Source organism: Allomuricauda sp. ARW1Y1, from assembly GCF_013407935.1.
In the GTDB taxonomy this organism is placed as follows: Bacteria; Bacteroidota; Bacteroidia; order Flavobacteriales; family Flavobacteriaceae; genus Flagellimonas.
The window spans coordinates 938974-952038 of the sequence record NZ_JACBZU010000001.1 but is presented as its reverse complement, the minus strand read 5'-3'; the positions used below and the strand labels follow the sequence as shown (position 1 = coordinate 952038).

General features: G+C 45.4%; 13 protein-coding genes. 11 read left to right on the top strand and 2 right to left on the bottom strand.

The genetic code is table 11. The features are described 5' to 3' along the window. Positions 1 to 33 precede the first annotated feature (33 nt). From GGE08_RS04360 to GGE08_RS04350, 3 genes are all read left to right on the top strand, one after another. Entirely contained in the window at positions 34 to 846 is an 813-nt protein-coding gene (locus GGE08_RS04360; RefSeq protein ID WP_179383657.1) for an NIPSNAP family protein, read from the top strand. 20 nt (positions 847 to 866) lie between these two features. Further along, positions 867 to 1142, top strand: a complete 276-nt coding sequence (locus tag GGE08_RS04355; protein WP_179383656.1) for a co-chaperone YbbN — start codon at positions 867 to 869, stop codon at positions 1140 to 1142. A 100-nt stretch (positions 1143 to 1242) separates the two neighbouring features. Next, positions 1243 to 4515, top strand: a complete 3273-nt coding sequence (locus GGE08_RS04350) for a S41 family peptidase (RefSeq protein ID WP_179383655.1) — start codon at positions 1243 to 1245, stop codon at positions 4513 to 4515. A gap of 70 nt (positions 4516 to 4585) precedes the next feature. On the opposite strand, the gene GGE08_RS04345 is transcribed toward GGE08_RS04350, so the two are convergent. Beyond that, positions 4586 to 5149 (bottom strand): hypothetical protein, encoded by a 564-nt coding sequence (locus GGE08_RS04345; protein ID WP_179383654.1) that lies wholly within the window; start codon positions 5147 to 5149, stop codon positions 4586 to 4588. A gap of 180 nt (positions 5150 to 5329) precedes the next feature. Between GGE08_RS04345 and GGE08_RS04340 the strand changes: the two genes are divergently transcribed. Next, complete coding sequence (locus tag GGE08_RS04340) at positions 5330 to 6079, top strand: sulfite exporter TauE/SafE family protein (RefSeq protein ID WP_179383653.1); 750 nt, start codon at positions 5330 to 5332, stop codon at positions 6077 to 6079. Here the strand turns inward: GGE08_RS04340 and GGE08_RS04335 are convergent. Continuing rightward, positions 6055 to 6561 carry a MarR family winged helix-turn-helix transcriptional regulator gene (locus GGE08_RS04335; protein ID WP_257023947.1) on the bottom strand — a complete coding sequence of 169 codons (507 nt, stop codon included), beginning with the start codon at positions 6559 to 6561 and terminating at the stop codon, positions 6055 to 6057. The genes GGE08_RS04340 and GGE08_RS04335 overlap by 25 nt on opposite strands. Positions 6562 to 6684: 123 nt before the next feature. Between GGE08_RS04335 and hppD the strand changes: the two genes are divergently transcribed. The 7 genes from hppD to GGE08_RS04300 all read left to right on the top strand — a co-directional run bounded on the left by hppD (position 6685) and on the right by GGE08_RS04300 (position 13047). Then, on the top strand, positions 6685 to 7818 hold the full coding sequence (hppD, locus tag GGE08_RS04330; protein ID WP_179383652.1) for a 4-hydroxyphenylpyruvate dioxygenase: 1134 nt from the start codon (positions 6685 to 6687) through the stop codon (positions 7816 to 7818). A gap of 78 nt (positions 7819 to 7896) precedes the next feature. Next, on the top strand, positions 7897 to 9054 hold the full coding sequence (locus GGE08_RS04325) for a homogentisate 1,2-dioxygenase (protein ID WP_179383651.1): 1158 nt from the start codon (positions 7897 to 7899) through the stop codon (positions 9052 to 9054). A gap of 100 nt (positions 9055 to 9154) precedes the next feature. After that, positions 9155 to 10375 (top strand): fumarylacetoacetase, encoded by a 1221-nt coding sequence (fahA, locus tag GGE08_RS04320; RefSeq protein WP_179383650.1) that lies wholly within the window; start codon positions 9155 to 9157, stop codon positions 10373 to 10375. Positions 10376 to 10491: 116 nt separating this feature from the next. After that, entirely contained in the window at positions 10492 to 11361 is an 870-nt protein-coding gene (locus GGE08_RS04315; protein ID WP_179383649.1) for a flavin reductase family protein, read from the top strand. Positions 11362 to 11422: 61 nt separating this feature from the next. Beyond that, entirely contained in the window at positions 11423 to 11647 is a 225-nt protein-coding gene (locus GGE08_RS04310) for a type II toxin-antitoxin system ParD family antitoxin (RefSeq protein ID WP_179383648.1), read from the top strand. After that, positions 11644 to 11946: a type II toxin-antitoxin system RelE/ParE family toxin gene (locus GGE08_RS04305; RefSeq protein WP_179383647.1), complete on the top strand. Its 303-nt coding sequence runs from the start codon at positions 11644 to 11646 to the stop codon at positions 11944 to 11946. The genes GGE08_RS04310 and GGE08_RS04305 overlap by 4 nt, the downstream gene beginning before the upstream one ends. Then, positions 11947 to 13047, top strand: coding sequence for a histidinol-phosphate transaminase (locus GGE08_RS04300; protein ID WP_179383646.1), 1101 nt, complete (start codon positions 11947 to 11949; stop codon positions 13045 to 13047). Positions 13048 to 13065: the final 18 nt, after the last annotated feature.

Genomic DNA, 13065 nt, shown 5'->3' with positions numbered 1-13065 from the left:
TTGGGGCATCCATTTAAAACCAAACTAGGCTACATGAAGACTATCAAACTGCTATTGGCTTGCCTCATCCTAGCAAGCTGTGGCAACCCAAAAACTGAAACCGAAGAAACTACCCAATCTCCAGAGACCGCATCAAACCAACGCGAATTCTATCAATTAAAAATCTACACCTTCAGCTCAGAAGAACAAGAGGCCACGGTGGACCATTACCTAGAAAACGCTTTTATGCCCGCTGTAAAAAGACAGGGTATTGACAAGGTCGGGGTTTTTAAATCACGTATAACCGAAACCGATACGGTACAGAAAACCTTTGTGCTGTTACCTTTTGAAGACTTGGAACAATTTCGGGCGTTGGAGGAAAACATTATGAATGACAGCACCTACGCAAGCGCTGGAATTACATATATCGATGCGAACTACGATAATCCCCCTTATGATCGTATCCAATCCATCCTGATGCGAGCCTTTCCCGATATGCCCCAAATGAAAACACCCAATTTGGACAGTCCAAGGTCGGAACGGGTCTATGAACTACGTAGTTATGAATCTCCTACGGAAAAATATTATTGGAACAAGGTGGATATGTTCAATGCTGGTGGCGAAATACCACTTTTTGACCGATTGGACTTTCAAGCTGTGTTTTACGGTGAAGTGCTCTCCGGACCCAAAATGCCCAATCTAATGTACATGACCACCCATGCCGATATGGATACCAGAAACCAACATTGGGATGCCTTTGTAAACTCTCCCGAATGGAAAGAGCTCATTGCCATGCCCAAATACAAGAACAATATGTCGCATATTGATATGTGGTTCCTCTACCCTACCGAGTATTCCGATTATTAGTTAGGTAAAACTGGTATCACATGACGGAATTGATTTTTTTCACCAGTAAAACCTGCGGGGTTTGCAAGGTCCTGAAGCCTAAACTCCTTGACGCGGTTCAAGCAAACTTCCCAAAAGTGGGCATCCGTTTGGTGGATGTGGAAGAGGAAGAGGAGTTTACCGGGCAGTCCATGGTGTTTACCCTTCCCGTGGTCATCATTAAGGTCGATGGCAGGGAAATGTACCGCTTTGCGCGAAGCTTTTCGGTCTACGAAGTATTGGAAAAACTGAAACGGTTGAGTGCCGTATCGTCTTAAATCAGATTTATACTTTGGTCGGATACCTTCATCGTTTTATGTATTTTTAAGGCACTAGGAAAGTATCCCAATAATTAGTTAGTAACCTCAAACCAATCCCATGAGAAAAATATATATTTTAGGAATTGCATTATTGGCAACGGCACAACTACTGTCCCAAGAAGGCACGTTATTGTTGCGCGAGCCCACCCTGAGCAACAATTCCGTGGTGTTTGTGCACGCCAACGACCTTTGGAAGGCCTCCCTTAGCGGTGGCGAAGCCCAACGTCTTACGAGCGGGGTAGGCAACGAATCCGATCCCCGTTTTTCCAAGGACGGAAAATGGATTGCTTTTACCGCAGAATACGACGGCAACAGCGATGTGTACGTGATACCTTCGGAAGGGGGCACACCCAAACGGATTACCTTTCATCCTGCCATGGACGAAGTCCAAGGGTGGACACCAGAAGGCAATATCCTGTTTCGTTCCACCCGAAATGCACGGCCGACCATGACCAGTCAGTTTTTTACCGTTTCACCAAACGGAGGAATGCCCAAAGCCTTGGAAATTCCCAGGGGGGCCTATGGCAATATTTCCGCGGATGGTTCACATATCGCCTACACTCCCATCACTTCGTGGGATCCCGAGTGGCGAAACTACCGTGGTGGACAGGCCATGCCCATTTGGATCGTGAATTTGGACACCTACGAACTAATGACCACTCCCCAATTGGACCAAGAACGCCATTTGTACCCCGTGTGGTCGGGCAACAAGGTGTACTATCTATCGGAACGAGACTATACCAGCAACGTGTGGAGCTTCGATATCAATACCAAGACCGAGGAACAGATCACATTTCACAAAAAATTTGATGTAAAGAATTTGGATGTCCGTGGCAACCAATTGGTCTATGAGCAAGGAGGTCGCTTACACCTTATGGACCTAACCTCAAGGCAAAGCAATCCTTTGACCATTACCGTGAAGGGCGATCTGAACTTCAGCCGTGAGCGATGGGAAGAGGTCTCTGCGAATTCGGTGCGAAACGCCAACATTTCTCCCAATGGAAAAAGGGCCATTTTTGAACATCGTGGCGATATTTTCACCTTCCCGAAAGAAGAAGGTAGCTGGAGAAACCTAACCCAATCCTCCGGGGTTGCGGACAGGTATCCCGTTTGGTCGCCAAAAGGCGATAAAATAGCCTGGTTTTCTGACCGGAGCGGGGAATATCAACTGGTAGTATCCGATCAATATGGGAACGACCAGAAATTCTACCCTTTGGAAAATCCGACCTTTTACTTTCAGCCCGATTGGTCCCCGAACGGAAAACTGATCGCCTATACCGATACGGATTACAATATGTGGTATGTGAATATTGAATCCGGAAAAGTGGTCAAGGTTGATACGGACCGTTATGCCCACCCGAACAGGACCATGAATCCCGTTTGGTCGCCCGATAGCCGCTGGATTACCTATGAAAAACAACAGGACAGTCATTTCAAGGCCATTTTTATTTACGACACCCAAACCGGAAAAACGGTTCAGGTAACGGAAGGAACGGCTGATGCTACAAGTCCAATTTGGGATGTATCCGGAGAATACTTGTACTTTTTGGCCAGCACCGATTACGGCCTAGCTTCAGGTTGGTTGGATATGAGCTCCTATGATCCAAGAGTCACCCGAAGTTTGTACGCTTTGGTATTGAGTGCATCTGGCAAGGCCCCGAACCTTCCAAAAACAGACGAGGAAAGCTCCGAACCGGAAAAAGACACCTCGGATAAAGGTGGTAAATCCAAAAAAGAGGACAAAAAAGAAGAAGGGCCTGCTTCAAAGCCCGTAGTGATTGATTTTGCCAATATTCAAGATCGGGTGGTGGCACTGGAACTTCCTGCAAGAGACTATCAGTTTTTACAGCCAGGTCCCGAAAAACAAATTTTTGTGGCTGAATCGGTTCCAAATACCCCTGGGCTTAAAGTACATTCCTATGATGTTGCCAAAGAAAAAGCCACTGATTTTGCGGAAGGCGTCAATTTTATGCGAACCTCTACGAATGGAGCTCATGCATTGGTCAAAAATGCAGGCGGTTGGATGATTACCGATACCAAAGCCCCACCCAAACCAGAGGACAAACTCAGCATCGATGCCCAAATAAAAATTGACCCCCAAGCGGAGTACGCACAAATTTTTAAGGAGGGTTGGCGATACATGAGGGACTTTCTCTATGTCGATAATGTGCACGGGGCACCTTGGGACAAAGTTTACAGCTGGTACCAACCGTGGATCAAACATGTAAAACACAGAACCGACCTTAACTATGTGGTCGATATTCTGAGTGGAGAGGTGGCCATTGGCCATTCCTATGTTTCTGGAGGGGATATGCCCGATGTGGAACGAGTACCGGTAGGCCTTTTGGGTGCAGATTTTGAACTGGACAACGGCTACTATCAAATCAAAAAAATATATACTGGAGAACACTGGAATCAAGAGTTGCGCGCTCCTTTGGCCATGCCAGGCTTGGATGTGAAGGAAGGGGATTACCTTGTGGGCATTAACGGCAAAGCACTATCGGCCGACAAGAATATGTATGAATTATTGGCCCAGACTGCAGACCGTACCATCAACATCCAAGTAAACAGCAAACCAAGTATGGACGGTTCGCGAATGCTCACCGTAAAGCCTGTTGCCAACGAGTATCAACTACGGTATATGGACTGGGTGGAGGAAAATCGTAGGAAGGTGGACGAACTGTCGGACGGAAAATTGGCCTATGTGTACATTCCGAACACCAGCGGAAATGGTTTCCGTAGTTTCAACAAATACTACTTCTCCCAACAGGATAGGAAAGGGGTTATTTTGGATGAGCGAAACAATGGTGGCGGTTCGGCAGCCGATTATATGATCGATATTATGGCCAGGGAACCTTTTGGGTATTTCAACAGTAAAGCCAATGACAACCGCCCTTGGACCAGTCCCATAGCAGGTATTTGGGGACCCAAGGTGATGATCATCAACGAACGTGCCGGTTCTGGAGGGGATTTATTGCCCTATATGTTCAAGGAAAAAGGATTGGGACCTTTGGTAGGAACCCGAACCTGGGGAGGACTGGTAGGTACCTGGGACACCCCGCCCTTTATTGATGGAGGACGAATGGTAGCTCCCCGAGGTGGCTTTTACAACAATGATGGCGAATGGGATGTGGAAGGAAAAGGGATTTCCCCGGACATCGAAGTGATCCAATCGCCAAAAGAAGTGGTTGCCGGAAAGGACCCCCAATTGGAACGTGCGGTACAAGAAGCATTGAAACTCTTGGAAACCCAAGAATTTATAATGAAGCCCGAACCGGATGCCCCAGTGCGATGGAAGCGGCCCGCAGGCTATGATGAAGAAGGAAACTAATTATAAGCACACTTCAAATTAAAAAAGGCACCAATTGGTGCCTTTTTCATTCTTTCTCATAACTTGGTGATCAATTGCCAAAACTATTGGCCAATCGTGGTCTTTGACTTTTGCTCCCCATAAACAAATCCGTAAGCGGTTTAAAGTGTCGCTTCCACTGGTAGGGAGCAAAGTCAAACCATAACTTTACTTCTGGGTTGTTTCCGTTCTCCACCACAAATCCGTTCTCAATGTGGAAATCCAAACGGTTGAACGCATTGGCAGATTCTTCCATCCCATCTTCGTAAATAAAGTGGTTGCCCCAGTCCGCCAAATAAAAACGTAGTGCCTTATACGAGCCTTCAGGAAGGGAAAGCACGCTTTTGGAATGAATGAAATTTCCTGACGCAACTCCCTTAAGGTTCACTGGGTTCTGACCTGGAAAATCCAAGATGAAATGTTCTTTCCCCTGCTCATCAATGGCAGAGAATCGCGTTATATTCAGGTTCATTTCCGAAACCTTGAGGTCGTTTACGACATCGTTCTTCAAAATCAATTCAGCTACTTGGGTACTCCTTTCGTACCAGCCCGCCATCACACTCGGTGTGTAATAGGGTGTAGCCCATATAGTTGGATAAACATTTGTTGTCTTCATAGCTTTGTATATCTATAAGTTATACGGGTACAAAGTTGCGGTGGTTTTATACGCCCTACGTCCATTAGATTATCCAGTTTATGTGCTGAATTAACCTAAAATCCATTTTTTAAGATTTCATTAGGGTAAAATGGCATAAAACTGTCTTCCATATGCAATACCTCACTATCTTTCTGCAGTATGAAAATCAACTATATTTTTCTGTTGTTGGCATTGGTCGCCGAAATCATCGGGACCATTGGAGGCTTTGGTTCTTCCGTCTTCTTCGTGCCCTTGGGGAACTTTTATTTTGATTTTTATTCGGTGCTCGGAATGACGGCCATTTTTCACCTCTCCAGCAATGTGAGCAAGATTTTCCTGTTCAAAAAAGGTCTGGACAAAAAACTGCTGCTCTATATTGGCATACCGTCCGTACTTTTTGTGATTGTTGGCGGATTCCTGTCCAAAATCGCCGATAGCGCCATCCTTGAAATTGTGCTGGGCGCATTCTTGGTGGTTTTTAGCCTACTGTTCCTGATCAAAAGCGAAATCGTGATACTTCCCAATAAAAAAAATTCTATCATCGGAGGGGCCCTATCGGGTTTTTCTGCGGGACTTTTGGGAACGGGAGGAGCTATTCGCGGACTTACCATGGCAGCCTTTAATTTGGAAAAAAGCGCCTTTATTGCCACTTCGGCATTTATCGATTTTATGATTGATTTTTCACGGACCTTTGTCTACTATGGCAATGGATATATTGGTAAACAAGAACTGATGTACCTACCATTTTTGTTCGCCATTGGTATAATTGGTACTTATCTGGGCAAAAGAATACTGCATTACATTCCCCAAGAAAGGTTCCGTAAGCTCAGTTTGATTTTTATTTTGCTGATTGGACTGGCCACCATAACCAAGTTGGCTTTTGACTATTGGTCCATGTCCGCCTCGTAGTTATCCCCCATTTGATCCAATACCTTTAAAAAGATCTCAAATTCGGAAGGGTCTACACCTTTAAGTGCCAATTTTCGCAATTGTAGGGCACTGGGCAAGGTCAAATCCAAGATTTCTTGTCCTTTTGGGGTCAATTCCAATTTAAATCGCTTTTGGTCACCTTCAAAACGGGTCTTGGAAATCCATCCTTTTTTCTCCAGACCACCGATAACTCGGGAGGTAGTGGCCCGATTGCGGAAGTTTTCATTCACAATATCCCGCTGGCTGGCATCATCACCCAACTGATGGATTTGATAGAGAATCACCCATTGTTCAATGGTCGTATCCACCCCAAGTTCATCAAACTTGCGCAAATAAGCTTTTTGAATTTTTCGGAGCACCAAATCCAAATGGAACCCCATCCCCTGTATTTCATCTATCCGACTGAGCATATATCTAATAATAGCTTCAAAAATAGGGATTCCGAAGCAGTATGTCCACATGGTATGGGCAACTGGAATTTTAACGCAATTTTCTGTTTGTAAAATCGCTTTCCTATTCCAATTTTATTATTTTTGTTGTTGATGCAACAAAATAGGACTAAACCGTAAAAACATAAACGAATCATGGAAACATCAACACTTCCAAAAGGAGCAAATACATCAGAGGATTTTATGCCGATAAACGGCACGGACTACGTGGAACTCTACGTAGGGAATTCCAAACAAGCTGCACACTACTACAAAACGGCTTTTGGCTTTCAATCCTATGCACAAGCCGGACTTGAAACAGGACTAAAGGACCGTGAAAGCTATGTGGTGGTCCAAGATAAAATCCGTTTGGTACTGACCTCCCCTTTGAAGAGCGGAACAGAAATCGGAAAGCACATCGACAAGCATGGCGATGGCGTAAAAGTGGTGGCCCTTTGGGTGGACGATGCAACAGTAGCATACAACAATGCCATGGAACGTGGAGCTACATCCTACATGGAACCTACTGTCGAGGAAGACAAAGACGGAAGAGTGGTACGATCCGGAATTTACACCTACGGGGAGACTGTTCATATTTTTGTGGAACGTAAGGACTACAATGGAACTTTTTTGCCCGGCTTCAAAAAATGGGAAACACCCGATTACAATCCAGAGCCAACCGGTCTCAAGTTTGTGGACCACATGGTGGGCAACGTGGGGTGGAACAAAATGAACCATTGGGTAAAATTCTATGAAGACGTTTTGGGATTCAAGAATATTCTTTCTTTTGATGACAAGGATATCTCCACCGACTATACGGCTTTGATGAGTAAAGTAATGAGCAATGGAAACGGTCGTATCAAATTCCCGATCAATGAACCTGCCGAAGGGAAGAAAAAATCACAGGTAGAAGAATACCTAGATTTCTATGAGGATGAAGGGGTACAGCACATTGCCGTTGCCACAGACGATATCATTAAAACCGTTCGCGACCTTAGAAGCCGAGGCGTGGAATTCCTACGGGTGCCCGCTACCTACTACGATGCAGTAACCGACCGTGTTGGGGAAATCGATGAGGATATCGCTCCCTTAAAAGAGCTTGGTATTTTGGTAGACCGCGATGATGAAGGCTATTTGCTGCAGATTTTCACCAAACCTGTGGAACCCAGACCGACCATGTTCTTCGAAATTATCCAAAGAAAGGGCGCACAATCCTTCGGAAAGGGTAACTTTAAAGCACTGTTCGAAGCCATCGAACGTGAGCAGGAGCTACGCGGCACCTTGCATTAATCACAGTAAAAGGAATGGGTTATGAACTGTTGAATTTCAGGTTTATAACCCATAACTTTAAACTCAAATTCGAGAAAAATGCCTATTTATCATAAACTCGGGAAAATTCCGCAAAAGCGGCACACCCAATTCGAGAAACCCGAAGGCGGCCTATATTACGAGCAGCTTTTTGGGACTATCGGTTTTGATGGGATGTCCTCCCTTTCCTATCACATCCACAGGCCTACGCAGGTCAAGGAAATCGGAAAAGCGTTGGACGCCAGTCCCAAAATTGCCGTGGAAAAGAACATCACCAGCCGAAAGTTCATCGGTTTTGATGTATCGCCCAAAGATGACTTTTTGGAGGCGCGCGAACCTCTTTTGGTGAACAATGACGTTCATGTGGGCTTGGCAGCACCCAGAAAATCGGTGACCGACTACTTTTACAAAAATGCCGATGCCGATGAAATGCTCTTTATCCACAAAGGGTCGGGAACTTTGAAGACCTTTTTGGGCAATATTCCGTTCGAATATGGGGACTACCTCATCATTCCACGCGGGATGATTTACCAGATAGAGTTTGATACCGAGGACAACCGAATTTTGTTTGCGGAATCATTCCATCCTATTTATACCCCAAAACGCTATCGAAATTGGTTTGGACAATTATTGGAGCACTCCCCTTTCTGTGAGCGCGACTACAAATTGCCACAGGACCTCGAGACCTTTGATGAAAAAGGAGAATTTTTGATGAAAATCAAAAAACAGGGCATGTTGCACCAACTGGTCTATGCTACGCATCCATTTGATGTGGTGGGATGGGACGGTTACAACTTCCCTTACGGATTCTCCATCCATAATTTTGAACCGATTACGGGACGCGTTCATCAACCGCCACCTGTACACCAGACTTTTGAGACCGGTGCATTTGTGGTCTGTTCGTTCTGCCCAAGGCTATACGATTATCACCCAAAATCCATTCCGGCGCCCTATAACCACTCCAATATAGATTCGGACGAAGTGCTGTATTATGTTGATGGTGACTTTATGAGCCGGACGGGTATTGGACCAGGATATATTTCCCTGCACCCTGCGGGTATTCCACACGGACCACACCCTGGTACCTACGAGGCAAGTATTGGAAAAAAAGGTACGGAGGAACTGGCAGTGATGATAGACACCTTCAAACCCTTGCAGGTTACGGAGAACGCCCTTAAAATCGATGATGGCAAGTACTATAAATCGTGGTTGGAGTAACATAAATTCATTAAGGCCTTCTGTCATTTTGAGCACAGTCGAGAAAAGAAGGCCTAAGTATTGCTCTCAACTGTGCTCGAGCTGACATATTTACCCTCAGATGATTATAGATATACCCGAAAATTCAGATTTTTCCATTCACAATATCCCCTTTGGGATTTTTTCCACCCAAGACCGAAGCCCTCGCATTGGTGTGGCCATAGGAGAGCATATTTTGGATTTGGCGGCCGTGGCCGAACTGGATGTATTTGACTTCAACACCGCATTGTTGGAAAAGGACACCCTAAACGATTTTATTTCCCTCGGGAAAGAAATCACCACCCGTGTCCGTAAAAAAATCCAGCATTGGCTCAAGGATGACAACTCTGTTTTGGCGGGAAAGCCCGAACTCTTTGTGAAGCAGTCCGAAGCCCAGATGCACATGCCCGTTGCGGTTGGAGATTATACCGATTTTTATTCCAGCTTGGAGCATGCTACCAATGTGGGGAAAATGTTCCGCGACCCTGAGAATGCCCTTTTGCCCAATTGGAAGCATATTCCCGTGGGTTACCATGGCAGGGCCAGCTCCATTATTGTGAGCGGACAACCCATTCATCGTCCCAAAGGACAGACCATGCCCAACGGAGCAGATTCGCCCGTGTTTGGACCTACCAAACGCTTGGATTTTGAACTGGAAATGGGATTTATCTGCGGAAAAGAGACAAAGCTTGGTGAATCCGTTTCCACCGCCAATGCGGAGGATTATATCTTCGGACTGGTGCTGTTCAACGACTGGTCGGCACGTGATATCCAAAAATGGGAATATGTACCGCTAGGGCCTTTTTTGGCCAAGAACTTCGCTTCATCCATTTCACCTTGGGTAGTGACATTGGAAGCTTTGGAACCTTTCAAGTTGGCAGGGCCCAAACAAGAACCTGAAGTATTGCCCTACCTTACATATGAGGGCGAAAAGAATTACGACATCCACCTAGAAGTGGGCATCACACCGGAAGAGGGCGAAGAAACCACGGTTTGCCAAAGCAATTTCAAATTTATGTACTGGAACATGGCCCAACAATTGGCCCACCATACGGTAAATGGTTGTAACATCAATATCGGTGATATGATGGCTTCTGGAACCATCTCCGGTAAAGAGGAAAACAGTTTTGGTTCCATGCTCGAATTGTCTTGGGGAGGAACGAAACCCATCAAACTAAAAGACGGAAGCGAACGTAAATTTATTGAAGATGGTGACACAGTGACCATGCGAGGTTACGCCCAAAATGGCGATATTCGAGTCGGATTTGGCGAAGTTTCTGCCAAAGTGTTGCCTGCGAAATGATTTTGGTGGCCGAGCGGAGTCAGAGCCACTGAATGGTGACTTCGACTACGCTCAGTCTCCTAGATATAAAATGAATTGAGATTTTCGCCTTCGCGGAAATGATAGAAAACGAAAATATGATCAAAACCTTAGACCCAACTACCATACCCCAACCGGAACTGTACACTATTTTGTCCACCGCAGTGGCACCAAGGCCGATTTGCTTTGCCAGTACCGTGGATGCCGAAGGCAACGTCAACCTGAGCCCGTACAGTTTTTTTAACGTCTTTAGTTCCAATCCGCCAGTGATGGTGTTTTCGCCAACGCGAAGCGGTAGGGACAATTCCTTAAAACATACACATCAAAATGTGGTGGAAGTGCCACAAGTGGTCATCAATGTAGTGAACCACAAAATGGCGGAGCAAATGTCGCTCTCCAGCACGGCCTACGACAAAGGGGTGAACGAATTCGTGAAAGCCGGCTTTACCGAAGTGCCCAGCGTGAAGGTAAAACCCCCGCGTGTGGGTGAGGCTCCCGTATCCTTTGAATGTACGGTTTTGGAAGTGGTGGAGATTGCACAAACCCCCGGAGCGGGAAATTTGATCATCGCTCAGGTGGATATGATCCATATCAACGATGAGTACTTAACGGATGATGTATTGGACACCGAAAAGTTGGATTTGGTGGGTCGTATGGGAGGTAATTGGTATATCCGTGCGATTAAAGAGTCCCTGTTCGAGATTCCAAAGCCTATCCGCAGTCAGGGTATAGGTGTTGATGCATTGCCCAAGGGGATTCGCGAAAGCGATGTTCTTACCGGCAACAATCTGGGCCGATTGGGGAATCTGGAAAGCATTCCATCCCCAGCGGATATTAAAAAAATTATTGAAAAGGAAGGTGTACAAAGCACCTCCAAAACCGAACTACATAGCTTGGCCAAACAATTGTTGGAAGAGGGCGATACGGAAAAGGCGATGGCTTATTTATTGTTTGCGGAAAACTTATGATGTCCATATTTGACAATTTTGGACATAATCTATAATTTTGAGAGGACAGAATAGGCGTATTATGAATATCAGTTTCACAAAAAAACAGGAAGAATATATTGCCCAACAGGTAGCAACAGGCGAATACCAGAATAATAGCGAAGTGATACGCGATGCCTTGCGCTTGCACAAAATCTACAGGGAAAAAGTGATTGATGACCTTAGAAGGGAAATCGAGAAAGGTTGGAACGGACCGGATAGTCCAAGAACGATGGAGGAAATTATTGCTTCAAAGAAGAAAGGGTGATTGACCGGTATGTATTATCGCAAGAAGCGGATAACGACATTGAAGCTATTTTCGCCTACGGGGAAACTAAATTTGGTTCCACACAAGCCATTTCATATTTGATCGGATTGAACGAGCACTTCGAAGCCATCGCACAGAACCCCGACATTGGGAAGAAAAGAAATGAAATTAAAGATGGGCTTTTCAGTTTTCCTTACAACTCCCATATCATCTTCTATAGAAAAATGAAGAATAGGGTTCGTATCGTTCGGGTATTGTATGGAGGAAGGGATTTGAAAAATTTTTTAACCGATAGTTAAATGCAAAAAGACATTACATCGATTTTTAAGGCCCATTTGGTGCCCAAAGAAGTTTATAAAGGCGGAAAAAATATTCCGCCATCACATAAAAAAATTTACAAGTTGTCCTCCAACGAGAATCCTCTGGGGGCATCGCCCAAGGCCCTAGCTGCCATGAAAGCTGTATTGGACAAAGTCGATATTTACCCCGACCAAACCGATATCCGTTTGCGCGAAGCCTTGGTCCAAGATTTTGACGGCCAGTTGAGCGCCGACCAGTTTCTTTGCGGGAATAGCGGGTCGGAGGTTATTGATATTGTTCTCCGAGCGTTCATCAACGAGGGAGATGAAGTGATTTTTTCCAACCCCTGCTTCCTGCCCTATTCCGTCTTTTCAAGGTGGTACGGTGCCAAACAAGTAGACATACCGCTTCTATCCCCGAATTACGATTTGGATATGGAAGGTATTTTGAACGCCATCACCCATAAGACCAAGTTGATTTTCTTAACCAGTCCCAACAATCCTACGGGCACCTATATTCCAAAATCCGTTATGGACAATTTCATGGCGCGTGTTCCCAAGAATATTGTGGTGGTATTTGATGAGGTCTATCGCCATTTTGCGGATGCGGATGATTATGTTACAGCATTACCGTATGTATTGGAAGGTTATAATGTGATTGGACTGAACAGTTTTTCCAAAACCTATGGTTTGGCAGGGCAACGCATTGGGTATGGCTACACCACCGCCACCATTGCCAATTATGTTCGTTTGATTCACAAGCCCTTTTTGTTACCGTTAACTTCCATCGAGGCTGCCATTGGAGCCTTGAACGACAAGGAGTTCATTGACAAAACCGTAAAGACTGTTTTGGAAGGCAGGACTTATATTGCCAAGGCATTTGACCAACTCGGAATAAAATACTGGCCCAGTCAAGCCAACTTTTTTATCATTGACCCGCCACTTCCCGAGATGGAGTTTACGGATAAAATGATGGAAGAAGGCATTATGGTGCGCCCGGTTTCCCAGTTTGGCGCTCCAGGCAAGGTGAGGATAACGGTAGGCGATGCAGAGGCGAATGCCGCTTTGGTAAAGGCACTTCAGAAAATCACAACATCCTAATTGTCATTCCTGCGAAGT

Coding starts and splice junctions, on each gene's coding strand:
- GGE08_RS04360 (WP_179383657.1), top strand. CDS start 34: ATGAAGACTATCAAACTGCTATTGGCTTGCCTCATCCTAGCAAGCTGT.
- GGE08_RS04355 (WP_179383656.1), top strand. CDS start 867: ATGACGGAATTGATTTTTTTCACCAGTAAAACCTGCGGGGTTTGCAAG.
- GGE08_RS04345 (WP_179383654.1), bottom strand. CDS start 5,149: ATGAAGACAACAAATGTTTATCCAACTATATGGGCTACACCCTATTAC.
- GGE08_RS04300 (WP_179383646.1), top strand. CDS start 11,947: ATGCAAAAAGACATTACATCGATTTTTAAGGCCCATTTGGTGCCCAAA.
- fahA (WP_179383650.1), top strand. CDS start 9,155: ATGATTATAGATATACCCGAAAATTCAGATTTTTCCATTCACAATATC.
- GGE08_RS04325 (WP_179383651.1), top strand. CDS start 7,897: ATGCCTATTTATCATAAACTCGGGAAAATTCCGCAAAAGCGGCACACC.
- GGE08_RS04340 (WP_179383653.1), top strand. CDS start 5,330: ATGAAAATCAACTATATTTTTCTGTTGTTGGCATTGGTCGCCGAAATC.
- GGE08_RS04350 (WP_179383655.1), top strand. CDS start 1,243: ATGAGAAAAATATATATTTTAGGAATTGCATTATTGGCAACGGCACAA.
- GGE08_RS04335 (WP_257023947.1), bottom strand. CDS start 6,561: ATGTGGACATACTGCTTCGGAATCCCTATTTTTGAAGCTATTATTAGA.
- GGE08_RS04310 (WP_179383648.1), top strand. CDS start 11,423: ATGAATATCAGTTTCACAAAAAAACAGGAAGAATATATTGCCCAACAG.
- GGE08_RS04315 (WP_179383649.1), top strand. CDS start 10,492: ATGATCAAAACCTTAGACCCAACTACCATACCCCAACCGGAACTGTAC.
- hppD (WP_179383652.1), top strand. CDS start 6,685: ATGGAAACATCAACACTTCCAAAAGGAGCAAATACATCAGAGGATTTT.